The sequence below is a fragment of the Borreliella bavariensis PBi genome (assembly GCF_000196215.1).
Lineage (GTDB): Bacteria > Spirochaetota > Spirochaetia > Borreliales > Borreliaceae > Borreliella > Borreliella garinii.
On record NC_006156.1, the window covers coordinates 42,757 to 65,117 of the forward strand.

The 22,361-nt window shown below is 28.7% G+C and carries 23 protein-coding genes, 1 tRNA gene and 1 other RNA gene; 8 read left to right on the forward strand and 17 right to left on the reverse strand.

Annotated elements, in window-relative coordinates:
- Positions 1–9 precede the first annotated feature (9 nt).
- Positions 10–2,457: an AAA family ATPase gene (locus tag BG_RS00220; protein ID WP_011193398.1), complete on the reverse strand. Its 2,448-nt coding sequence runs from the start codon at positions 2,455–2,457 to the stop codon at positions 10–12.
- Positions 2,458–2,549: 92 nt separating this feature from the next.
- Between BG_RS00220 and rnhB the strand changes: the two genes are divergently transcribed.
- Positions 2,550–3,095 (forward strand): ribonuclease HII, encoded by a 546-nt coding sequence (gene rnhB, locus BG_RS00225; RefSeq protein ID WP_011193399.1) that lies wholly within the window; start codon positions 2,550–2,552, stop codon positions 3,093–3,095.
- A gap of 14 nt (positions 3,096–3,109) precedes the next feature.
- Here rnhB and BG_RS00230 read toward each other — a convergent pair whose 3' ends face one another.
- Complete coding sequence (locus tag BG_RS00230) at positions 3,110–3,472, reverse strand: DUF3276 family protein (RefSeq protein ID WP_011193400.1); 363 nt, start codon at positions 3,470–3,472, stop codon at positions 3,110–3,112.
- A gap of 150 nt (positions 3,473–3,622) precedes the next feature.
- Between BG_RS00230 and BG_RS00235 the strand changes: the two genes are divergently transcribed.
- Positions 3,623–3,694: transfer RNA gene (locus tag BG_RS00235), tRNA-Gly, on the forward strand.
- Between the two features lie 80 nt (positions 3,695–3,774).
- Here BG_RS00235 and ssrA read toward each other — a convergent pair.
- Positions 3,775–4,137: a transfer-messenger RNA gene (ssrA, locus tag BG_RS04710) on the reverse strand.
- A 113-nt stretch (positions 4,138–4,250) separates the two neighbouring features.
- Between ssrA and BG_RS00240 the strand changes: the two genes are divergently transcribed.
- Entirely contained in the window at positions 4,251–4,925 is a 675-nt protein-coding gene (locus BG_RS00240) for a queuosine precursor transporter (RefSeq protein ID WP_011193402.1), read from the forward strand.
- A gap of 76 nt (positions 4,926–5,001) precedes the next feature.
- The gene (locus BG_RS00245) at positions 5,002–5,691 is read left to right on the forward strand and encodes a queuosine precursor transporter (RefSeq protein WP_011193403.1); all 690 of its coding nucleotides are present in this window, start codon (positions 5,002–5,004) and stop codon (positions 5,689–5,691) included.
- On the opposite strand, the gene BG_RS00250 is transcribed toward BG_RS00245, so the two are convergent.
- Positions 5,688–6,344, reverse strand: a complete 657-nt coding sequence (locus tag BG_RS00250) for a TrmH family RNA methyltransferase (RefSeq protein ID WP_011193404.1) — start codon at positions 6,342–6,344, stop codon at positions 5,688–5,690. The genes BG_RS00245 and BG_RS00250 overlap by 4 nt on opposite strands.
- Positions 6,345–6,426: 82 nt before the next feature.
- Between BG_RS00250 and ung the strand changes: the two genes are divergently transcribed.
- On the forward strand, positions 6,427–7,098 hold the full coding sequence (gene ung, locus BG_RS00255; protein WP_011193405.1) for a uracil-DNA glycosylase: 672 nt from the start codon (positions 6,427–6,429) through the stop codon (positions 7,096–7,098).
- 97 nt (positions 7,099–7,195) lie between these two features.
- Here the strand turns inward: ung and secG are convergent, their stop codons facing one another.
- The 8 genes from secG to trxA all read right to left on the reverse strand — a co-directional run bounded on the left by secG (position 7,196) and on the right by trxA (position 14,273).
- On the reverse strand, positions 7,196–7,558 hold the full coding sequence (gene secG / locus BG_RS00260; protein ID WP_011193406.1) for a preprotein translocase subunit SecG: 363 nt from the start codon (positions 7,556–7,558) through the stop codon (positions 7,196–7,198).
- Between the two features lie 15 nt (positions 7,559–7,573).
- Positions 7,574–8,335, reverse strand: a complete 762-nt coding sequence (gene tpiA / locus BG_RS00265) for a triose-phosphate isomerase (RefSeq protein ID WP_011193407.1) — start codon at positions 8,333–8,335, stop codon at positions 7,574–7,576.
- Between the two features lies 1 nt (position 8,336).
- Entirely contained in the window at positions 8,337–9,518 is a 1,182-nt protein-coding gene (locus BG_RS00270) for a phosphoglycerate kinase (RefSeq protein WP_011193408.1), read from the reverse strand.
- Between the two features lie 25 nt (positions 9,519–9,543).
- Complete coding sequence (gap, locus tag BG_RS00275; RefSeq protein WP_011193409.1) at positions 9,544–10,551, reverse strand: type I glyceraldehyde-3-phosphate dehydrogenase; 1,008 nt, start codon at positions 10,549–10,551, stop codon at positions 9,544–9,546.
- 74 nt (positions 10,552–10,625) lie between these two features.
- Complete coding sequence (locus BG_RS00280) at positions 10,626–12,596, reverse strand: tetratricopeptide repeat protein (protein ID WP_011193410.1); 1,971 nt, start codon at positions 12,594–12,596, stop codon at positions 10,626–10,628.
- Positions 12,593–13,372, reverse strand: a complete 780-nt coding sequence (locus tag BG_RS00285) for a hemolysin family protein (RefSeq protein WP_011193411.1) — start codon at positions 13,370–13,372, stop codon at positions 12,593–12,595. Before BG_RS00285 ends, BG_RS00280 begins: the two co-directional genes overlap by 4 nt.
- Entirely contained in the window at positions 13,373–13,831 is a 459-nt protein-coding gene (ybeY, locus tag BG_RS00290) for an rRNA maturation RNase YbeY (RefSeq protein ID WP_011193412.1), read from the reverse strand.
- Between the two features lie 88 nt (positions 13,832–13,919).
- The gene (trxA, locus tag BG_RS00295; protein ID WP_011193413.1) at positions 13,920–14,273 is read right to left on the reverse strand and encodes a thioredoxin; all 354 of its coding nucleotides are present in this window, start codon (positions 14,271–14,273) and stop codon (positions 13,920–13,922) included.
- 73 nt (positions 14,274–14,346) lie between these two features.
- On the opposite strand from trxA, the gene BG_RS00300 reads away from it, so the two are divergent.
- Positions 14,347–15,063, forward strand: coding sequence for a 16S rRNA (uracil(1498)-N(3))-methyltransferase (locus BG_RS00300; RefSeq protein WP_011193414.1), 717 nt, complete (start codon positions 14,347–14,349; stop codon positions 15,061–15,063).
- Between the two features lie 51 nt (positions 15,064–15,114).
- Here the strand turns inward: BG_RS00300 and BG_RS00305 are convergent, their stop codons facing one another.
- The 5 genes from BG_RS00305 to BG_RS00325 form a co-directional block, all read right to left on the reverse strand.
- Positions 15,115–16,107 carry a PASTA domain-containing protein gene (locus tag BG_RS00305; protein WP_049770777.1) on the reverse strand — a complete coding sequence of 331 codons (993 nt, stop codon included), beginning with the start codon at positions 16,105–16,107 and terminating at the stop codon, positions 15,115–15,117.
- Positions 16,108–16,171: 64 nt separating this feature from the next.
- Positions 16,172–17,119: a methionyl-tRNA formyltransferase gene (gene fmt, locus BG_RS00310; protein WP_011193416.1), complete on the reverse strand. Its 948-nt coding sequence runs from the start codon at positions 17,117–17,119 to the stop codon at positions 16,172–16,174.
- The gene (gene def / locus BG_RS00315) at positions 17,116–17,613 is read right to left on the reverse strand and encodes a peptide deformylase (RefSeq protein WP_044007946.1); all 498 of its coding nucleotides are present in this window, start codon (positions 17,611–17,613) and stop codon (positions 17,116–17,118) included. The genes fmt and def overlap by 4 nt, the downstream gene beginning before the upstream one ends.
- A gap of 35 nt (positions 17,614–17,648) precedes the next feature.
- Positions 17,649–18,335 carry a hypothetical protein gene (locus BG_RS00320; protein WP_011193418.1) on the reverse strand — a complete coding sequence of 229 codons (687 nt, stop codon included), beginning with the start codon at positions 18,333–18,335 and terminating at the stop codon, positions 17,649–17,651.
- Positions 18,332–20,110, reverse strand: coding sequence for an aminopeptidase P family protein (locus BG_RS00325; RefSeq protein WP_011193419.1), 1,779 nt, complete (start codon positions 20,108–20,110; stop codon positions 18,332–18,334). The genes BG_RS00320 and BG_RS00325 overlap by 4 nt, the downstream gene beginning before the upstream one ends.
- Positions 20,111–20,222: 112 nt before the next feature.
- On the opposite strand from BG_RS00325, the gene BG_RS00330 reads away from it, so the two are divergent.
- Both BG_RS00330 and BG_RS00335 read left to right on the forward strand, forming a co-directional pair.
- Positions 20,223–21,113 carry an HAD family hydrolase gene (locus tag BG_RS00330; RefSeq protein ID WP_011193420.1) on the forward strand — a complete coding sequence of 297 codons (891 nt, stop codon included), beginning with the start codon at positions 20,223–20,225 and terminating at the stop codon, positions 21,111–21,113.
- The gene (locus BG_RS00335; protein ID WP_011193421.1) at positions 21,114–22,352 is read left to right on the forward strand and encodes an aminopeptidase; all 1,239 of its coding nucleotides are present in this window, start codon (positions 21,114–21,116) and stop codon (positions 22,350–22,352) included.
- Positions 22,353–22,361 lie beyond the last annotated feature (9 nt).

Sequence of the window (22,361 nt, forward strand, 5' to 3'; positions counted from 1 at the left end):
CTAACTTAATTATATATTAAACACCTTACTTTCACCATTATCAAGTGTAATGCCTATCAAATTTTCACCACCCTCAGAAACATATGCATTATGGGTTATTACCAAGAGTTGAATTTTTTTGCCCAATTCTTTTAATAGTAAAGAAAGTTTTTTGCTATTCTCAAAATCAAGAGCTGCATCTACTTCATCAAGCATGCAAAAACAAGCAGGAGAATAATAATAAAGTGCAAATAAAAAAGCCATGCTAACCAAAGTACTCTCTCCTCCTGAAAGCATATTATTGTTTTTGACAAATTTGTTTGAAAAATTTATTCTAATCTCAACATTATCGGTATTTTCATTATAAAAAAGAATGGCGGTTCCTTTAAAAATTTTTTTAAAAAAGTAAGAAAAATTTTTATTAATCTCATCAAATGATTCCCTAAATTTTTTATAAATTTCACTCTTTATTTTTTTTTGAAGCTTTTGCAATGAATATTTCGAAAGCTTTAAATCTTCTACTTGTAAACTTACTTTTTCAAAACGATCCTTGGTTTCATCAAACTCTTTATCAATATTGAAAAATACATAATCGCCTAAATTGATTGCATTGATCTCTTTTTGTAATAGCTCTCTGGTTATAATGTCCTCTTCCAATCTAAATTTATCAGACATTTTATTAGAAATATTAAAATTTTCTATTTCATTCTTAATGCTTAAATTAGAGTTCAAAAGAAATTCATACTCTGTCTGTTTTTTTATATATTCATAATAATTAGTTTTTTTAAAATTATTAAAAAAAACTGAAGAGCTTAAATCTTTCTCCTTAAAAGGCTCATTATTGGATTTTGAAGCACCAACAAGATTGTTTAATTTAAGCTGAATATCACTCTTTTCTAAATTTAAATTGTCCAGCTTTAAATACAAATCTTTAATCTCTTCATCAAGACTATTCTTAGATTCAGATAAAAATTCTAAATTACCATCTATAAGTTTGATTTCGTCCAAATTTTTAAATTTAGAAAGCTCTATATACTCAAGCTCCCCTAGCGCATCATTTAATTTAAGCGTCTTTTCTTCGATTAATCTCTCGATATTTGTTATCTCTTTAGCAAGATTTGATTTTAAAGAGTTTTTTTCAAGCAAAAATTTTTTTAAATCAACATTTTGATCTAAAATAGGCTCAATTTTATCCTTCAATAAAGCAAAAAGATTTTCATCTTTGCCTATATACTTGATTAAATTTACTCTAATCTCTTTAATATATTTTATACTTAATGATTCTTCAAAAAGCTTAAGAGAGTCTAATATATTCTCTTTTAATAAAACAAACTCTTCTGATTTAGCGCTCTTTAATACAGATAAAATTAAATCAACAAGTTCAAAAAAACTTTTAGTATATCTATTAATTTCATCACTTAAAGAAAAAAATTCATTTTTCTTTTCTTTAAGCAAACTATTTAATTGATGTAAATCATTATTTATAGATTTTTTTTTCTCCTCAAAATTAGATTTACTCTTGACAAGCTTATCTTCCAAATTCATCTTTACACTCTTTTCTTGCTCTAATTTTTGAATCTTAATCTCTAGTCCAAGAATTTTAGATTTTGCAAGCTCAAGGACCTTTTCTAATGCCTGAATATTATTAACAACATTTTTTTCTCTAAATGAATAAAATTCTAACTTTTCCTTAAAACTAGAAGACAAAAATTTACTCAAACCGTCTAAATTTAATTCGTTTTTTAAGACATTAATATCAAAATTAATATTGAAAAGCTTTTTTAATATTATTGTTTTTTCTAAAGCTTCTAATTTTTGACTTAAATCTTGATGTTTTTTTCTCAAAAGGTAAACATTTTTTATGTTATTGTACTTTTGCTTTAAATTTTCTTGCAAGGTTAATAAAGACGATAAATTTTGATTAGATTGCTTAAAATTTTTAAGGGCCTCTTCTTCTTCTATTTTTAAAACATCTATTCCGCTTGCCTGTTCAATTAAAGATTTAAGATTTACATTTCTTCCCAAAGAAATGTCTTCAACCCTGCCTTGGGTTATAAACATATAAGGCGATTTTTTAAACTGAAACCTATTCAAAAGTTTATTATAATCCTGAAAATTTAAAATTTTATTATTAAAATAATACTCACTTGAACCGTCCTTATAAAGACGCCTGCGAATATAAAAATTCTCCCCAAATTCCCTTAAAGTCGATTTTTCACTATCAATGTTACTAAAAAAAAGAGTTATTTCTGAAAAATTTGATTTTCCTGATTTTGAAACAGAAATTAAATCAGAAATATCTTCAACCCTTAAAAATTTTAAATTATCTTCTCCCATACAAAAACGAACAGCATCAATAAGATTACTCTTTCCGCATCCATTAGGACCCACAATAAAGCTCAAATTTCCATCTATTTCAAACTCTTGTCTATTTAAAAAAGATTTAAATCCCAAGAGTACTATTTTTTTTAAAACCAAACTAACTCCCAATTAAAATTAAAAAACAATTACTGATAAATCTACAATTTCATATTATAATAAATAAAAATATTTTTATAAAAAGGTTCATTATGATTTGCGGAATAGATGAAGTTGGAAGAGGCTGTATTTTTGGACCTGTTCTCAGTGCTGCTGTAGTTTTCAAAAAAAAACCTAACTTTATAAAAGAATTGGATGATTCTAAAAAACTAAAAAAAGAAAAAAGAGAGTACCTATCTTCATTAATACTTGAAAACTCATATTATGCATTCGCTGAAATTTCAAATATAATAATAGAAAAAATAAATATTCACAACGCAACTCTTCTTGCAATGCAAACTGCATACGAAAACCTAAAATTAAATTGCAGTTTAGTATTTGTAGATGGTAAATTTGTCCCAAAAATAACAGCAAAAACTGTTAAAGCAATAATTAAAGGAGATTCAATAATAGACGAAATAAAAGCTGCTTCAATTATTGCTAAAGTTAAAAGAGATAAACTGATGGATGAATACGATAAAATTTATCCACTATATTTGCTCAGAAAAAATAAAGGATACCCCACAAAAGAACATAAAAATGCAATAAAGAAATATGGGGTTTTAAGCCTTCATAGAAGAAATTTTAAACTAATTTAAAAAAATAATAAAAATCAATAATCCTTCTTTTTAAATCGTCCGCCTGATAAATGAGATTTATTCTGAAATCTAGAATCGTCTAATTTAGATTTCTCTCCATATCCCCCCCTATCATGCCTCATAGAAGGATCAACAGATCCTGTAGACACTTTTTTCTTAATAACAGCTATTGCCTTAAGCAAATTGGATTCAAACTCACTTATATTTTCTTCATATACAAAAATAGAATGTCTTTCAAAATCTCCACTTGGACTTCTTTTGCTCTCTACAATATTTAAAAAATAATCCCCTTTTCTATTTTCCTTGATATTAAAAAAATAAGTTCTCTCAGACTCTGTAAATAGCTTATCAGAGTATACTTCCCCTCTCTCTCCCATCAATTTCCTCCACACAAGTTTTTATACTTGACTACATTTAAGTTAAATTAATTGTACTTATTTAAAAAAAAAATTGCTAGCCAAAAATAACATTACAATAAATCTTATTGACATAAATTGATTTTTTTTATATAAGTAAATTATTGTCTTGCGTCCTTCGTATAATGGCTATTACCTTAGCCTTCCAAGCTAATGATGTCGGTTCGATTCCGATAGGACGCTTTAAATAATAATTAAAAACCTTCCAAATTTAGCAATGCTTTTTAAGACTTATGTTTAAAGAATAAATAAAAGAATGAAATAAATGGAGATGGCGGGAATTGAACCCGCGTCCTAAAAACAATATTATAAGCTTCTACAAGCTTATCTAGCATTTTACTTAAGCAATATGGTTTGGAAATACTAGCAAACCACCAAATTGCTCTCAAGTACAAAAGTCCCTAAAAATTAACTTGAAAACATTTTTAAGCAAGCTTCGATGTCGAAAAGAGTATAAGTGAACCTCAAAGCCAAATTCAACGAAACTCTCTGCTAACTTAAGCAGCCATTACAAGGTTTGAGCTTGTAAAGTTATTATTTTTTGCATTTATTTTAGAAGTTTTAAGAGATTCCCTCTGCCTGCAACTTACAATATTAGCATTTTCAGTCAAATCCAAAACATCCCCTTATAAGTGCCATTTTAGCATAGTCTCAAAAAAACAACAATACTGCCTTATTTGCAAAAATTAAGCTAAAATTTTATAATAATAAGTCCAACAATATACTAAAAGAGAATTTTATGTTTAATGAATTTTTATGGTTTGCTATGCTAATTACTACTTATTCATTTCTAATTATTATATCCGTTTTTTTTAAAAAAAACGGATTATTCGCTTGGGTTGCAGTAGCGATTATTATAGCAAACATTCAAGTTTTAAAACAAATTACAATATTTGGAATTAATGCTACACTGGGCAACATTATTTATGCATCGTCATACATTGCAACAGATATTCTATCAGAATTTTATGGAAAAAAAACTTCAAAAAAAGCCGTTTATATTGGGTTTATTAGCTTTATTGTCTTTGCAGTATTAACAAATGCTCAAATTCACTTTATGTCAAATAGAACTCAAGAAAATTTTAAAAGCTTAGAAAACATTTTCTCCTCAATACCAGCTTTACTATTGGCCTCTCTTGTCGCATACCTAGTATCCCAGTTAAACGATGTATACCTGTATCAATTTATCAAAAAAAAATTTCCTAAGTTTTTATTTTTCAGAACCAATGGATCAACATTGATAAGTGGCTTAATAGATACACTAATTTTTGTAAGTATAGCAACCTATTTTAAAGTATTCCCAAAGCAGGCTTTCCTAGATATAGTAATTTCCACATACCTAATTAAAGGTTTTGCGGGAATTTTGGGAACACCCTTTATATATTTTGCAAAATATATAAAACTTCAAAAATAAAAAAGTTAATTTGAATAAATGAAAAACTTTATCTAAGATAATTAATCTGGTAAAATTAAATCCTATGAGTAAAGATATGTTTGATTTAAGCTTGTGGATAGGAGTTCTTCTCTTTACATATATAACATTAGGGATTCTTTACCGATTTTTCGGAAAATCTGGCCTTTTTTGTTTCAATGCAATTATTTCAACAATATCAAATATTATAATACTAAGAAATGTAAAAACATTTGGAATGTCCTTAAATTTATCAGGCATTACTTTTTTATCAGCATTATTCTCCCTAAACTTAATGGTAGAAAAATATAATAAAAAAGAAGCAACAAATTCTGTAATATTGGGTCTTTTGTTAAACATAACTTTTACAATTATGATTAATTTTATGATAGTATTCAATCATAACAAATTAGACACCTCAGATATTCATTTTAAAATTTTATTCAACAACTTTACATACATTTTAACAATATTAATTGGAACTTATGTGTTTTTTCTATCGCAATATATAAACATCTTGCTATATGATTACTTTAAACAAATAAAAATAAAATCTTTATGGATCATTCATCCTCTATCAAGGCTAATTTCTGGATATCTGGCTAATTTGCTAGTTTCAATATCTATAACTACAATACTTAAATTCTACCCTGAAGTAAAAAATATCGAACTTATAGAAGGTTCTCTAATTTTTACATTAATGATAATTACAATCGATACCATTTTTTATCTATTTTTAAATTCTTGGAAAAAAATAAGAGAAGTTTAAGAATTAATAAGATTTTCAATAAATTGATAATTTTTAACAACTTGTCTATAGTATTTTAATTTCAAATTTGATTTCTCAGCTTCATCTAACAAGTAATTAATGCTACTTTTTCTTAAACGAATCGATAAAGAATACATAACTATTGCAACAGCTACAGAAATATTATAGCTTTGAGTAAATCCATGCATAGGTATTTTTAAATATAAATCGGCAGCTTCAAAGGCTTCTGCGCTAAGCCCTGTTAACTCTGTCCCAAAAAATACTGCCATTTTATTGTTAATTGGAAAATCTTCAAGATTTATTGATTGTTCATCCAAAGATGTGGCCACTATGCTATATCCATCAGACTTTAACCTATCAAGTGCAAACTTAGTATTGTTATACCTATTTAAATTTATCCACTGGGAAGATCCTAAAGTAACATCTGGATTCAAAGTGCACTTATTCCTTTTACTAATAATATGAACATCACTAAATCCTAAAATTTCACCTGTTCTAATGGTAGCACTTGCATTTTGGGGCTGAAAAATATCTTCAAGCACAAATGTTAAGTAATTGGTGCGACGACTTAATACTTCCTCAATTCTAGCTTTTTTTTTATCCGTAATAAATTCAGACAAAACCTCTATTCTTTTTAATACATCATTATCCATAATAAAAATCAAATTTCAAAAATAGTAAAGTCTTACCTTCAATACATTTCAAATTAAAAACTATTTCTTATATAATACAAAAATGAAAGTAAAAATTGAAGAATCTTGGAAAGAAGTTTTAAACAATGAATTTAATAAAGGATACTTTAAAAAGCTTGTGAAGTTCATAAAACATGAATATAAAACAAAAAAAGGTAAAATATTCCCTCCTCCAAAACTTATATTCAATGCTTTTGATTCTTTGCCATTTAAAGACATAAAGGTGGTAATAATTGGACAAGATCCATATCATGGAAAAAACCAAGCAAATGGACTTGCTTTTTCTGTGGATTCAGAAATCAAAATTCCACCGTCTTTGCAAAACATATTTAAAGAAATAGAAAAAAGTTTAAAAATAAAAACACTCCCAAACGGAGATTTAAAAAGATGGGCAATTCAAGGTGTATTTTTAATAAATACAATCTTAACGGTCGAAGAAGGCAAACCTTCTTCTCATAAAGATATTGGGTGGGAAATTTTTACAGATGAAGTAATAAAAATAATCTCGAAAAATTTGGAAAATATTGTATTTATGCTTTGGGGCAATTTAGCAAGAAGTAAAAAAAAGCTCATAAACCCAACAAAGCATCTAATTCTTGAAACAAGCCACCCATCTCCATATTCAGCAAACAATGGATTTTTAGGATCAAACCATTTTAGCGATGCTTTAAATTATTTAAAACAACACAATAAAAATAAAATAAACTTTCAATAAAATTAATAATAGTTATGATTTAAAATTCTTTTACGTAAAGAGTCAACTCTTTGCGTAAAAGAGTGCTATAATATAGCACAACAGTAATCAATTTAAATTATTTTTCTTTCAAATCTTCTTCTTTACTTTTATTAATATTAGTATCTGATTCATTATTCTCATTATCCCAGAAAGTTGAACTATTCTTATTTTCCGTCTTTATATCATTTAGAAAGCTATTGTCTGCTCTTTTAGTATTCATAAAAGATAATAAAACTACAAAGATAAAAAAGAATGCTATAAAAAATCCAGTAATTTTTACAGCAACGCTTGAAGACTTTGCACCAAATATAGAAGAACTACCGCCCCCAAAAACACCGCCTATTCCATCACCCTGCTCATCTTGAATTAGAATTAAAAGGATAATAAAAATTGAAACAATAACAAAAATTATAAAAATACAAAATCTAATTAAATCCAAAACAAACCTCTTTAACTAAAGAACGTTATTAATTATAGATAAAAAAGATTCGGCCTTCAAAGATGCACCGCCTATTAAAGCACCATCAATATCAGGCTCATTCATAAGCTCTTTTACATTGCTTGAATTAACAGAGCCTCCATACTGAATTATAACATTATCCGAAACCGACTTTGAATAAAGCTTCATAATCTCAAGTCTAATTGCCTTATGAACTTCTTCTGCTTCCTCTTTAGTTGCAGTTTTGCCCGTTCCAATTGCCCAAATAGGTTCATAAGCTAAAATTATTCTTTTAATATCTGATTCAGAAACGCCATCTAGCCCCTTTTTAACCTGATTTAAAACAACATCTAAAGTTTTTTCAGAATCTCTCTCATTAAGAGTTTCTCCAACGCAAAGAATTAAGTACTTAAAAGGATGCTTAAGCCCCGTAAGAATCTTTTTATTTATTATTTCATCTGTTTCTCCCAAATACAATCTGCATTCGGAATGACCAAGTATAACATACTCTACTCCAAATTCTAAAAGCATTGAAGGTGAAATTTCACTAGTCCTTGCTCCACTTTCCATATAAGACATATTTTGAGCACCAAGAAGAATATTGCTACCCTTAATACATTCTGAAACCTTAGACAAAGCCGTAAATGGAGGAGTTATCATTATTACAAAATCATCCTTTAAAGTTTTAACTTCAGTTGCGATTTTTTTTGCAACAATAGAAGCTTCTGTGCTTGTATAGTGCATTTTCCAATTTCCCGCTAAAAACGTTTTTCTCACTTTACTTCTCCAAAACCTTAATACCTGGTAAAATCTTTCCTTCAAGATATTCAAGTGATGCACCGCCACCTGTTGAAACATGAGTGATCTTATCAGATAAATTAAATTTATTAACAGCTGCAACAGAATCTCCACCACCAACAATAGTTAAACCTGCGCAAGATGCTACCATTTCGGCAACCATTGCAGTTCCTTTTGAAAATGAATCAAATTCAAATACACCAAGAGGGCCATTCCAAATTATAGTCTTAGCAGTTTTTATAACCTTTTCGATTTCTTTTAAAGTCTTACCTCCAACATCCATGCCAATCTTATTTTCAGGAATATCAAAGGAATCAATATACTCAGGAGTAGAATTTTTATTAAAATCGTCCGCTACAATGTGATCAAGCGGTAAAATTACTTTAACATCCAACTCTTTTGCTTTCTTTAAAAAAGAAGAAGCTATATCAATATATTCGCTCTCTAAAAGAGATTTGCCTATAGAATATCCTTTGGAATGTAAAAAAGTATAGGCCATTCCACCGCCAATCACAACTACATTTGACTTTGATAAAAGTGATTCCAGTACTGCAATCTTTGAAGAAACCTTAGACCCACCAATAATCGAAACAAATGGTCTTTCGGGATTTTTTAATACTTCTCCAAGAAATTTGTCTTCTTTCTCCATTAAAAATCCACCAACAGATGGTAAATAATCAGAAACCCCCACCGTTGAAGCATGAGCCCTATGAGCTGCACCAAAGGCATCATTTACAAAAACATCTCCATTCTCAGAAAGTTTTTTTGCAAAATTTTTATCGTTTTTCTCTTCTTCCGCATAAAACCTTACATTTTCAAGCAATACAACATCACCATCTTTCATTTGTAAAGTATTATTTACAATTTCTCTTCCAATGCAATCAGAAAGCATCTTGACATCCTGGCCCAAAAGCTCTGACAATTTATTGGCAACAGGTTTAAGAGAATATTTAAGATTTTTTTTGCCCTCTGGTCTACCCAAATGACTTATAAGTACAATTCTAGCTCCTTTTTCTTTCAGGTATTCTATTGTGGGCAATGCAGCCTTAATTCTAGTATCATCGCTAATGTTCCCCTCTTTTAGGGGAACATTAAAATCACATCTTACTAAAGCTCGCTTGCCCGCAAAGCTATTAAAGTCTTTTACTGTTTTTATTGACATTTTATTACCTTACAAATAGTTATACTTATTTTACCAATTTTTGGGCAAGATCAACCACTCTTGTAGAATATCCAAACTCATTGTCATACCATGACAACACCTTTGCAAACCCATTTTCAAGAACCATTGTCTCAAGACCATCAACAATAGAAGAGTGAGAATTTCCCTTTATATCTGAAGATACAATTGGATCTTCTGTATACCCCAAAATACCTTTAAGTTCGGGCGTTTCTGATGCCTTCTTGAGAGCAAAATTAATCTCTTCTTTGGTAACATCTTTTTTCTTGAGTTGAACCGTCAGATCAACAATTGAACCTGTTGGCACAGGCACCCTCATTGAAGTCCCATTCAACTTTCCCTTAAGTTCAGGCAAAACAAGTCCAACTGCTTTTGCAGCACCAGTTGAAGTTGGAATAATAGAAAGTGCAGCAGCTCTTGCTCGTCTAAGATCAGAATGAGGAAGATCCAAAATTCTTTGATCATTAGTATAAGCATGAACAGTTGTCATAAGTCCATGTTCAATTCCAAATGATTCATGAAGTACTTTTGCAAGAGGAGCCAAACAATTAGTTGTGCATGAAGCATTTGACACAGCCTTTAAATCAGAATTAATATCCTGATCATTTACACCAAGAACTATTGTTTTAATCTCGTCCTTAGCAGGAACTGTTAAAATAACTTTCTTGGCTCCAGCATGATTCACATGATCAAGATACCCCCCCTTATCACTAGTTGCTGATGAAAAAACACCTGTTGATTCAATTACAACATCAATTCCAAGCTTTGCCCAAGGAAGATTTTTTGGATCTCTCTCGGCAATAATTTTTATTTCTCTTCCATCCACAACAATAGCGCCATCTCTTGACTCAACTTTTTTATTATATACTCCAAAAGTCGAATCATACTTTAAAAGATGTGCAAGGGTTTTAGGATCTGTTAAATCATTTATTGCCACAACATCAATTCCTCTTTCAAAAGCAATCTTAAAAACATTTCTACCAATGCGACCAAAACCATTAATAGCCAATTTCATACAAAATCCTCCAATTTTTTTTGATTTTATTCTTACTAGATTTATTAAATCATAAATTAATAACGAGTGTCAAACTATCTTTTTACAAGCACAGTGGCTCCCTCTTGAATATAATCCTTTAAAAAGGTGGAAGATTTTATAGTACCTCTGGAAATATAATCACTTGTATCCTCAATTAAAATCTCCCCCAAAATATCTGATCTTTTATAAACAATAAAATTAGAATCTCTAGTTTCACCGTTTAAAGCGCCTTCTTTAAGAATCAAAAAAATATCACCCTTTAAAACACCGTTTACTTGACCAAGATTAATAAGAGCATCCTCATTTTTAATTTGAAGGATCTTCCCCTTTTTGGGCAAATAATCATGAAAATCTTTAGAAAAGGAATTTAAAGCATTGCTTAAATAATTAACACCCCCCACATCATAAGAGAAAGAACTAACCTTAATTCCTGTTTTTCCCGAAAAAACATTAACTAATAAAGTAGCTGTATTTTTCAAAATATCTGCCTTAAAATCAAAAATTAAAAATAAATCCAAATTATTATTCCTTGAATAAGAAAATCCTTCGGAAAAATTATTAATCAAATAGTCTCTATTTTTATTGTAATCAAAATTATAGTTAACTATTTCTATATTCAAATTACGCTCAAGCACCCTTTCAGCGTATCTTAATATCAAATCGTTTGCCCCAAAAAATTTATTTTCACTTTGAGTAAAAATAGCCATTCTATAAACCGTTCTGTCATCGTAAAGTTTATTAAAATCAGCAATGCTTTTATATCCATATTTATAAAATAAAGACTTTCTAACATCAAAAGACACAACATCATAAAAATCCAAAATTCTAGAATCAGTGGAATTTCTCTGTTTAACTAAATAAAAAAGCTGCTCATAAGACATAATATCTAAATTCATAAGCTTATAAATTTTTGAAAGCAAAAACCTGGCGCTGTCATTATCAGGCCAAATATCAATAGAATTTTTTGCATTAAACAATGCTTTGTTTAAATCCAAAGATTTAAAAGCTTTAAATCCTTCATTTTCATAATGCTTAGAAATTTTAGCATTGGAATTGTTTTTCAAAAAATTTCTAAAATTCGATGCAAAAAAACTCTCCTCAAGAGCAATACTATAAAATTCTAAATCTTTTTTAAGATTTTTAGCTCGTTCTAAATTTAAAATAGCCTTTTCAATATTCCCAAATTTTAAGTAAGAATATCCCAATAAGTAATAAAGTTCATCAGAGTCTTTATTAACCAAAATAGCTTTCTGTAATGATTCTATTGCATCCTCATATTTAAATTCATGAAGATAAACAAGCGCAAGTAATCGATATGCACCAACAACTCCAAAATCTTTATAAGAACTTTCAATTAAAGCTAAATAATTTAAAGCATACTTTTCGGCAAGCCCTAAATTATTAATGCTAATATAAAATTCAGCTACTCTTTTATGAAAATCTGGAAAAGATAAAAAATTTACTCTGACTTTATTTATCAAATGTCTAATCTTGTCATGCATTCCTAGTCTTTGATAAATATCAATAAGATGTTCAAACGCACTATAATTATTTTGACTATAATCAAGAATAGATAAATAATAATTAGCGGCAGCTATAAATAAGCCATTTTGTTCAAAAATCGAAGCAAGACCAACTAAAGCATTAATATTATTTCTCTGTTTAACTAAAACCTCAGAATAGATTTTTTTTGCTTGATCAATTTTATTATTTTTTAATAATATATTTGCATAAAGAATTTTATACTCAATGTCTTCGTTAGACATTTTATAAGCTTTTTCTATAAAAAATTGTGCTTGAGTATATATCTTAAGAGAATAATAAATTGATGCAATAAATTTATAAGCTTCATAATAATTGGGATTAATTTTTATAGCCTCAACAAGCTCATCAATAGCATCATAATACCTTTTAGATAAATAATATTCATGAGCCTTTTGATAATGTCCTAATGCTGTAGTATCACTGCCCAATAGAACACTAAAGTTAAAAAGGAATAACATTAAAAATCGATTAAAATTCATAAGCCTTCCTTCTCGGAAATCTTTATCACCTTAATGTTTCTTTGATGCATGTTTTTAATCGAAAAAACTAAATTATTGTATTCAACCTTTTCATTTTTCAAAGGAATCCTCCCAAAAAGATCATAAACGAAACCACCAAGAGTATCAAAGTCTCCATTTGGTAAATTTAAATTAAGCTTCTCATTTAAATCCTCTATCAAAATTCTCGCATCACAAAGATAAGATCCATCATCAAGACGAACTATTTCATCAAGCTCATTGTCAAATTCATCTTGAATGTCGCCTACTATCTCTTCGAGAATATCTTCAAGAGTTACAAGCCCTGAAACACCACCATACTCATCAACTACAATTGCAATATGAACGTGATTTTCTTGAAATTCTTTTAAAAGAGAGTCTGTTTTTTTGCTTTCAGGAACAAACATAACCTTTCGCATAATATCTTTTAAATCTATTTCATAGAAATCTTTTTTACACATATGCAATAGTACATCTCTTGTATGAATTATCCCAACAATATTGTCAATAGTACCATGATAAACAGGAAATCTTGAATGACTGCTAGATGTCACAACCTTTAAAAGCTCGTCCTTACTCTTAGCATAATCAACAAATATAACCCCTATCCTAGGAATCATAATCTCTTTTACAATAGTCTCTTTAAGAGCATTGAAATTTTTTATCAAAGAAGTTTCAATATTCGACTTATCTTCAAGATCATTTTTTGGGTTTCCTTTTTTCTTCTTTTTGTTTTTAAAATTAAAAAATCCCAACATCTAAAATACCCTTTTATTTTTTCTTAAGACATTTTCTTGAAGAATCAACATACCTTCCTTTTGAAAATCATTAGTTTCATGATTATGTCCCATTAAATGTAAAATCCCATGAATAGTGACACGTTGAAGTTCTTCATAAATTTCAACATTAAACTCTTGAGCACTAAATTTTAAATATTCAAAAGATATTATAAGATCTCCTTGTATTTTATAATTTATACCACCAACCAAACCCTCGTTAAGTTCATTATAATTAAAAGAAAGAACATCGGTTGGCTCGTTCTTATTTCTAAATTTATTGTTCAATTTTTGTATATAAACATTATCACAAAGAATAACTGAAAGTTCAAAATCACTAATAGAAAGAGTATTTAAAACAGATAAAATAAAATCATGAAAAACACTAAGATGTTCAAATTTAATATTTTCTACCAATAAATTCAAATCAGATTTGGACAAATTAACTATACCCTAGAATAATCCATATATAACTTACAAAAACAAATTAATCGTTATAGTAATTCATTAATTTATTTTATTTTGCAAACTAAAAACCAAAAAAATCCTTAATTATATTTTCAAAAGCATCTTCTTGTAAAAAGCCAACAGAAACCTTTGGTTTGCCATCAACAGGAATAAAAAGAATAGTTGGAAGACTTTTAACTCCAAGCACAGAAACAACATCTTGCTCTTTATCTGTATCTACTTTGTAAAAATCAATTCTATTCTCGTACTTTTTTGAAAATTTTTCAAAAATCGGAGAAAGCATTTTACATGGACCACACCAATCAGCATAAAAATCAATTATTGCAGGCCTCTTGCCTATAAAACTCCACTCTTTATTATTCTTATAATCAAAAACTTTAGCAACAAAATCTTCTTTGGTTAAAGAAACAGCCATATATTATACATGCCCCCCTATCGACTTAAAATTATATCACAAATACAATATTAATAATAAGGAATTATAAGAAATGAATCTAATGTTAATAACTTTTAATGAATTTAAAACAGGAATTTCACTAAATGACACCAGGGCAGAGCATCTTGTTAAAATCTTAAAATTAAAAGATAACGACAAATTTAAATTTGGCATTCTTGGAGAAAGAAACATTTACCATTGCATTTACAAAAAAGATAAAAAACTATTTTTCAAGAAAATCTTTAAAATAGAAGAATCTAATAAACTCAAAAAATTAAATGTACTAATTGGGATGATAAGACCACTTGTCGCCAGAAGAATCATAAAAGAACTTGCTAGTATTGGAATATACGAAATAATTTTTTTTAACACTGAGCTTACTCAAAAGTCGTATTTAAATTCTAAAATCTTTAAAAATAATGATTACGAAAAACATTTAATAGCCGGAGCAATGCAAGGAGGAACAACATATTTGCCAAAAATAAAAATTATGAAAAATTTAAAGGAAAGCCTTAAATATATTGAACAAGAAAATTTTGAAATAAAAATATTGCTTGAAAAAGATAGTAAAAAAAAATTAATTGATATAGAGCAAATAAACAACGCAACCATTATTGTGGGACCCGAGAGGGGATTTACAGAAAAAGAGAAACAATTAATAACGCAATATAATTTTTCCCCTTGCAGCATATCATCAAACATCCTAAGAACAGAAACAGCCATCATTGCTGCATCTATTATTACTGCATCAAAACTAATTAATGTGTGATTTTATATTAAAAGTTTTTTTATTACTTTAAGTCAATCCATTTAAACACAATCAATTTATAACTGTTTGATTTATAAGCTTATCATATATATAAAGTTCAATCATAGAGCCTTTGTAGACCTCATAAGGCAATTTAATTAGACCTCCTTTTGACTTAAAGGAATAAATCAAAGAATTTTCACCATCCAAGCCTTTTAGTCTAACCGATATATCAACATAAGATGGATGCTGTCTTAATTTATAAGTCAAAATTCCAAAAACAATTTTATTGTCAACCTTGGGCTTTGCAATAGTAATTAAAATTTTATCTGATTCATTTATTTTGGTTCCAGATGGAATAGACTGAAAAACAACATTTCCAAAATCGCCCGTATTTGCCAAATCAAGGTCAAAGCTAATCCCATCATTCAAAAGAGACGCAATCGCATCTTTATAATAAATTCCAATATAATTTTTAATATGTTTGTCTAAATGATCTTTGCCCTTACTAATTAAAAATTGAAGATCTGTTAAACTTGATATTTGACTCCCCGGTGATGGATTTTGACGAATTATTATCCCTTTTGGCAATTCACTCTCAACCTCAAGAGGTTTAACAATGTGGTAAAGTAATTTAGAATTATCAAAAGAATTGGCCTTTAAATTGATAATAACATCATTAATGTTTTTGCCAATAAAGCTATCAACTCTGTTTATTATAGCTCCTTTGCTAATGAAAATTATAACCTTATTATTATGTCTTAAAACAGTTCCTGGTTTTGGACCCTGCTCTATCACTTTTCCTTTGTCAAGAGCGCTTGAAGAAAATTTAAATTCAATATGCGGAATTAACTCTTTTCTCTGCAATTCAATAATAGCATCTTCAAGGGTAAGAGAATAAAGATTTGGAACAACTGCAATCTCCTTATTTTCTAAAACCATAAAAAAAATTGCAAAAGAAACAATTAAAGATCCAAAAATAACTAAAAGCAATGCCCTGGTTGTAGCTTTAGGCAAAATTAATACTTCATTATTGCAATTTTCGCCACTCTGAGGAATATATATTTTATCTTTAAAGAATTCCTCTCCATTGGAAAATTTATTTTCTAAATTGTCATTATTATTAAAACTAATATATTCCTCCTACTGAAGAAAACACTCGTCCTATTAGCTGCCTACTCCCATTATAAAAAGACTTAAAATCTAAAACCCTTCTTCCGGGTCTTTGAACTTCTAAGAGGAAAAGAATTCCTTTACCAGTATTAACAAATAATCCTCTTTCGGGATCAAAATCAACAATTTCTCCTACTTTTCTCTCTTTATATAAATCTATTTCCCAAAAATCAGCACGATGAAAAATAATGTCACTATAATCAAGCTTAGCCCTTACAAGCGGCCAAGGATTGCATGCATTAATTCTGTTTTTAATTTCAAATGAACTTAAATTAAAGTCTATAAAGCCCAATTCTTTTTTCAAAAAAGAACAAAAGGTAGCTTCGCTCGATTTTTGAGGAATTCCTAAAAACCCCTTACTAATTTTTTCCAAAGCTTCTAAAACAAGGCTTGGACTAAGACTTGATACAAGCTTTGAAATATCATAACTTGTATCATAAGATCTTATTTTAAATTTTTTTTGCACCAAAATATTGCCACTATCCATTTCTAAAGCCATACTCTGAATAGTAATACCGCTAACACAATCACCATTTAAAATTGCAGATTGAATAGGAGAAACACCTCTATATTTAGGCAAAAGAGAAGGATGAACATTAATACATCCCATTCGAAAAATATCTAAAAATTCTTTTTTAAATATCTTGCCATAAGAAAAAACCAACATTAAATCCGGATTCAAATCTCTAATTGAATTTAATGTATTGTTATCAAGAATCAAGGGATCAAAAACCTTGATATCTTTAGCAATAGCCTCCACCTTTATTACATTTTGACTTAACTTTTGTCCTCTGCCTTTAGGTTTATCAGGCAGGGTTAAAACCCCCACCACTTCATAATGCCTTAAAATCTCCTTAAAAACTTCTAAAGCAATAAAAGAAGAACTTACAAAAAATATTTTCATTTTGTCTTAAAACCTCTTTCTCTCATATAAGGCTTTAACAATTTATTTTTGATCCTTTCTTCGTAATAATCAATAAAAAGAATTCCATTCAAATGGTCCATTTCATGTTGAATAATTCTTGCCAAAAAATCAGAATTTTCTATAGTAAAAGATTTTCCATTCTCATCATAAAATTTTACCACAATACCGTTAGGTCTCATTAAATTATAATAAACTCCTGGTATACTTAAACATCCTTCTTTATAAGAATTAAGCTCATAAGAAGTTTCTGTTATTGAAGGATTAATAAAAACCAAAGGTCTTGCCATTCGATTCTCTCTAACTACAAAAAGTGACAAATCAAGGCCTACCTGAGGAGCAGCAAGTCCCACTCCACCACTAATATCCATCAATTCTATCATCTTTTTTGCATAATCCCTAATTTTATTATCAATATTATCAATTTGTTTTGTCTTAACACGAAGCAAATCATTAGGATAAAATACCATTTCCATAAAAATCCATCCCCCTTTCAAACAGAAAAAGACACTTATTTTATTTTTCCAAAAAGCTTCCATTCCTCATTTCCTGCTAATGAAAAATAAATATTACCAATCCTAGACTTAGGAATGGCATAAAGCTTGTTTTCATCAATATCTTTAAAAACTAAAAATTCTTTAAGATCTGTATCAAAAAGAACAAGCTTTTTGTCTTTACCGTTAAGCTTTAATCGCCAATCACCTTTTAATGTTTTATAAAAAAAGATCCTTTCATTAATAGTATTGATTTCATAATTTTTTTGCTTTTCTAGAACACTTGCTGATTTTATAGTCCCAATAACATAGTTCAGAAAATCCTTGTCGAATTGAACACCACTTAAAACAGTTCCCGCATAAGCCGCTTTTATTTGCTCATTTTTAGAATCTACAAAAAAAATAGTTGGGCTTTTTTGTCGATTAATTTTATTAAAAATTTCATTATCCTTATCGATAACTAAAAAAACATTTTTTTTAGATACCGTGTGAATAATTTCATCATTTCTAAAAGAATTTAAAAAATCTTTTATTAGATTTTCTTTAATATCTCTACCAACCAAAATTAAAACATTTTTATCCAATTTTTGAGCTTTTTTAATTGCAATCTCATAAGAACTCTCAAAAATAATATCTTCCGGCAAAGAAAACAAGCCTGAAAATCCTTGATTTAAAATCATTAAAAATGCAATTATAAATCTCATATTCTACTTGTAAGCTTTGCTAAAAATTTCAACTCCTCTTCATCATTAAAATGTTCTTTTAAAGTTAAAAACACACATTCATGATAATTATTGATATAATTTAACTCGTCCTCCGAGAGCATTTCTTTTACTATCAATTCCTTTTCAAAAGGAACAAGAGTTAAATTTTCAAATTCTAAAAAAGTTCCAAAATCATTTGCAAAAGCTTGCCTTACAAAAACTAAATTTTCAATTCTTATCCCATGACTAAATGTTCGATAAAGACCAGGCTCAATTGAAACCACTTCGGATCCTTTAAAAGGATAGTTAGAATTAGGACTAATCGAAACTGGAAGCTCATGAACATTGAGAAAAAAACCAACACCATGCCCAGTGCCATGAATAAAATTCAATTCATTTTTTAAAAGCGGCAATCTACAAATTCCATCAAGAAAAGCCCCTGAAGATCCATATGGGAACTTTAAAGAAGCAAGGCTAATAAAAGCCTTAAGAACCAAAGTATAGTCATGCTTTTCTTCACCAGAAGCATTCCCTATTAGAAAAACCCTTGTAACGTCTGTGGTCCCAAGTCCAAAATAAGAACCACCAGAATCAATCAAAAGAAGACCATTGGTATTGATTTTTTTGCCTCTTTTGGGCTTATAATGCGGAAGAGCCCCATTTTCTTTAAAACCAACTATTGAGTCAAAGCTAGAGCTAAAAAAGTCTTTATTTAATTTCCTGAAATGCAAAAGCATATCAGCAATGTCTATTTCATCTAACTCAGCCAATTCGGCCTTACTAAGACTTTTAAACTTATGTAAAAATTTAATCAAGCCAATAGCATCAATAACATGCGCTTCTTTCATTTTGAGAAGTTCATAATCAGTTTTTACCGCCTTAAGATCGCCTATAATACTTTCTCCCAAAATGACATTGTTCTCGCCAAGAAGCTTTAAAACCCTAAGATTAGTATAAAGTGAAACAAAAAATTTACCTTCATGTCTTATTCGATCCAAATAACAATAAAAATTGCTATAAGCCTCTATTTCAAAATTTTCATTTTCAAGTGCTTCTTTAACACTTGAATCAAGTTTTTTTGTATCAATAAAAAGAACGTTTTTTCGATCTTGATTTTTAGATATTAAAAGAAACGAATAAAACAATGCAGATTCTTTAACATCTGAACCTCTTAAATTCAATATCCAAGCAATCTCATCAAGAGCAGTAATAACATAAAAATCTGCTGAATTATTTTCTAGAGTTAAATAAATAGATTTGATTTTTTCAACTCTTTTATTATTCTTCTCAGTATCAATCAATTCAACTACATGGCTAAACTCAAGCTGGGGTCTAGATTCCCAAATTAAATCAATTAGATCTTGATTTAAAACCTCGATATGTGTATTTTTACATTTTCTAGACAACTCTTTATAAAACTTTATATTAATTTCATCAGAGTAAATTCCAAGCTTTGATTCTTGCAAATTTAAATTTATATACGTAAAAATATCAGGATATCCTTTTACTCCAAGCTTTATTAATGTAACTTGAGTTCCCTTAAGTTCTTGATCGGCCTGTAAAAAATATCTACCATCCGTGAAAAGAACAGCTTTGGATAATGTTATAATTACCGTGCCAAAGCTACCAGAAAAACCTGTAATAAACTTGCGAGCACCATACCTTTCATGAGAATATTCGCTAAAATGAGGATCATAACCTGTTACCAAATAAGCATCAACTCCATTTTTCCTCATATGATCTCTAAGTAAAGCTAATCTTTTATTAATATCCAAAAAAATCCCCTTTATATAACTATTAATACTAGTATACCAAATAATTATCAATTTAAAAAAAAAAAAAAATTTGATATAATTTAGCTTGAAATTAACTCCTAAAGGATAAAATATGAAAAATATTAAGGCAGTTGCCTCTGATCTTGATGGTACTCTTTTAGTATCAAAAAGCTATATTGGAGCCTTTACAGAACTTGTAATTAAAAAATTAACAAAAGAAAAAAAGAAATTCATAATAGCAACAGGAAGAAGCAAGAATGAAATCATTCAAATTACAAAAAAAATAGATCAACTGCAAGTTTCATTTTTCATTACATTAAACGGAGCAAAAGTTTACAACCAAGAATGGAAATTAATAAAAAGTCATAATTTATCTCCTAAAGTGATAAAGAAAATTTTAAATTTAAGAGACAAAAAGTTTAGTCACATACCTCATTTTTTACATAAAGCAGATCAATACGACGACCAATTAAATATTGATATCAAAACTAAAATTGCAATTGATGAATGCCAAAAATTTAGAAAAGAATCTAATCTCTTAAGACATGAAATAGTCAGTCCAGTCAATAAAATTAAAGAAATTAAAGACTTTAATGAGCTTGAAAATTTTGAAAATGTTGCAAAAATAATATTAGCCGGCAAAGAAGAAAGTTTAATAGAATATGAAGCGATGATTTTAGATAAATACAAAGGAGAAATAAATGCATACCTTTCTACTCCAAATTCACTAGAAATTGTAGATCATAAAGTCTCAAAGGGAAATGCATTAAAAGAAGTTCTTAAAACCATCAATATTGATTTAAGCGAAACCATAGCTTTTGGAGATGGATTTAATGATACTGATATGCTAGAAAATGTAAAAAAGGGATTACTAATGAGAAATTCAAATTATAGATTAAAAGCAATGCTACCTTACTTAGAAGTAATAGGGACAAATGATGAAGAGGCTGTTGCAAATTACATTAATGATAACGTTTTAGAAGAACCTATTCGGGAGGAATAAATGGAGAAAGATTTAATAAAATATGCAGAACTTATAATTTTAAAGGGAATTAATTTACAAAAAAATCAATGTGTTCTAATTCAAGGTTCAATCGAAAATTACAATTTTTTGAAAATATTAGCAAAAAAAGCTTATGAACATGGAGCTAAGTATGTCAAACTAAATATTAAAGACATTGATATTTTAAAATCAAGGTTAAAATTTTCACAAGAGAAAAGCTTAGAATTTATTCCAAATTTCGAAAAGAGTTTTTTAGAAGAAATGGTTCAAGATAAATGGGCAAGAATAAACGTCGATGATACAGAAAATTTTGAAGACTTAAAAGAGAGCATTGGTCAAAAAATGTCAATTTATCAAAAAGCATTAAATCTGGCAAGTAAAACCTTATCACAAGCAATAATGAGCAACGAAATAGCTTGGTGTGTTGTTTGTTCGCCAGGTCCAAAATGGGCTTCCAAGGTTTTAAATAAAAAAGAAGGAAATGAAACCTTAGAAGAATTTTTCAAAATACAAAAGAAAATATTGTTACTTGATAGAGAAAATCCAATAAAAGAATGGGAATCCCATGGAGAAAGACTTCACAAAAGATGTAAAATATTAAATGAACTTAACCTAGAAAAGGTAATTTTTAAAAACGAAAAAACAAACCTAGAAGTATATCTACTTGAAACTTCCCTATGGACAGGTGGAAGCGAAAAAATCAAAGAAACAGAAATAGAATTTAATGCCAATATGCCAACAGAAGAAGTTTTTACAACTCCAAACTATAAAAAAACAAAAGGAATTGTTTATGCCACCCGCCCTGTCATGGTGCTTGGAACATTAATATCTGGAATATGGTTAAAATTCGAAAATGGAAAAGTTGTTGACTTTGGCTGTAGTGATGAGAAACAAAAAGAAATATTAAAATCACACATTGAAACCGACATTCAAGCAAAATATATAGGAGAAGTAGCACTAGTTGACAGCAGTTCCCTTATTTATCAAAGCAATCTTATTTTTTACAGCACATTGTATGATGAGAATGCAAGTTGCCATATAGCACTAGGAGCTGCATATCCATCTTGTTTAAGTAACGAAGAAGATTTAAAAACTGACACAGATAAACTAAATTACGGATGCAATGTTTCATTAATACATACAGATTTAATGATTGGAAGCGATGACTTGGATGTCATTGGTGTAGATAAAAATGAAAAAGAATACGCGATAATAAAGGCTGGCAAATTTGCAATATAAAAGGGGGTT

Excerpts from the sequence above, each read along its gene's own strand:
- rnhB (WP_011193399.1), top strand. The coding sequence starts at position 2,550 with ATGATTTGCGGAATAGATGAAGTTGGAAGAGGCTGTATTTTTGGACCT.
- BG_RS00230 (WP_011193400.1), bottom strand. The coding sequence starts at position 3,472 with ATGGGAGAGAGAGGGGAAGTATACTCTGATAAGCTATTTACAGAGTCT.
- BG_RS00240 (WP_011193402.1), top strand. The coding sequence starts at position 4,251 with ATGTTTAATGAATTTTTATGGTTTGCTATGCTAATTACTACTTATTCA.
- BG_RS00245 (WP_011193403.1), top strand. The coding sequence starts at position 5,002 with ATGTTTGATTTAAGCTTGTGGATAGGAGTTCTTCTCTTTACATATATA.
- BG_RS00250 (WP_011193404.1), bottom strand. The coding sequence starts at position 6,344 with ATGGATAATGATGTATTAAAAAGAATAGAGGTTTTGTCTGAATTTATT.
- ung (WP_011193405.1), top strand. The coding sequence starts at position 6,427 with ATGAAAGTAAAAATTGAAGAATCTTGGAAAGAAGTTTTAAACAATGAA.
- BG_RS00270 (WP_011193408.1), bottom strand. The coding sequence starts at position 9,518 with ATGTCAATAAAAACAGTAAAAGACTTTAATAGCTTTGCGGGCAAGCGA.
- gap (WP_011193409.1), bottom strand. The coding sequence starts at position 10,551 with ATGAAATTGGCTATTAATGGTTTTGGTCGCATTGGTAGAAATGTTTTT.
- BG_RS00280 (WP_011193410.1), bottom strand. The coding sequence starts at position 12,596 with ATGAATTTTAATCGATTTTTAATGTTATTCCTTTTTAACTTTAGTGTT.
- BG_RS00285 (WP_011193411.1), bottom strand. The coding sequence starts at position 13,372 with ATGTTGGGATTTTTTAATTTTAAAAACAAAAAGAAGAAAAAAGGAAAC.
- trxA (WP_011193413.1), bottom strand. The coding sequence starts at position 14,273 with ATGGCTGTTTCTTTAACCAAAGAAGATTTTGTTGCTAAAGTTTTTGAT.
- BG_RS00300 (WP_011193414.1), top strand. The coding sequence starts at position 14,347 with ATGAATCTAATGTTAATAACTTTTAATGAATTTAAAACAGGAATTTCA.
- fmt (WP_011193416.1), bottom strand. The coding sequence starts at position 17,119 with ATGAAAATATTTTTTGTAAGTTCTTCTTTTATTGCTTTAGAAGTTTTT.
- def (WP_044007946.1), bottom strand. The coding sequence starts at position 17,613 with ATGGAAATGGTATTTTATCCTAATGATTTGCTTCGTGTTAAGACAAAA.
- BG_RS00320 (WP_011193418.1), bottom strand. The coding sequence starts at position 18,335 with ATGAGATTTATAATTGCATTTTTAATGATTTTAAATCAAGGATTTTCA.
- BG_RS00330 (WP_011193420.1), top strand. The coding sequence starts at position 20,223 with ATGAAAAATATTAAGGCAGTTGCCTCTGATCTTGATGGTACTCTTTTA.
- BG_RS00335 (WP_011193421.1), top strand. The coding sequence starts at position 21,114 with ATGGAGAAAGATTTAATAAAATATGCAGAACTTATAATTTTAAAGGGA.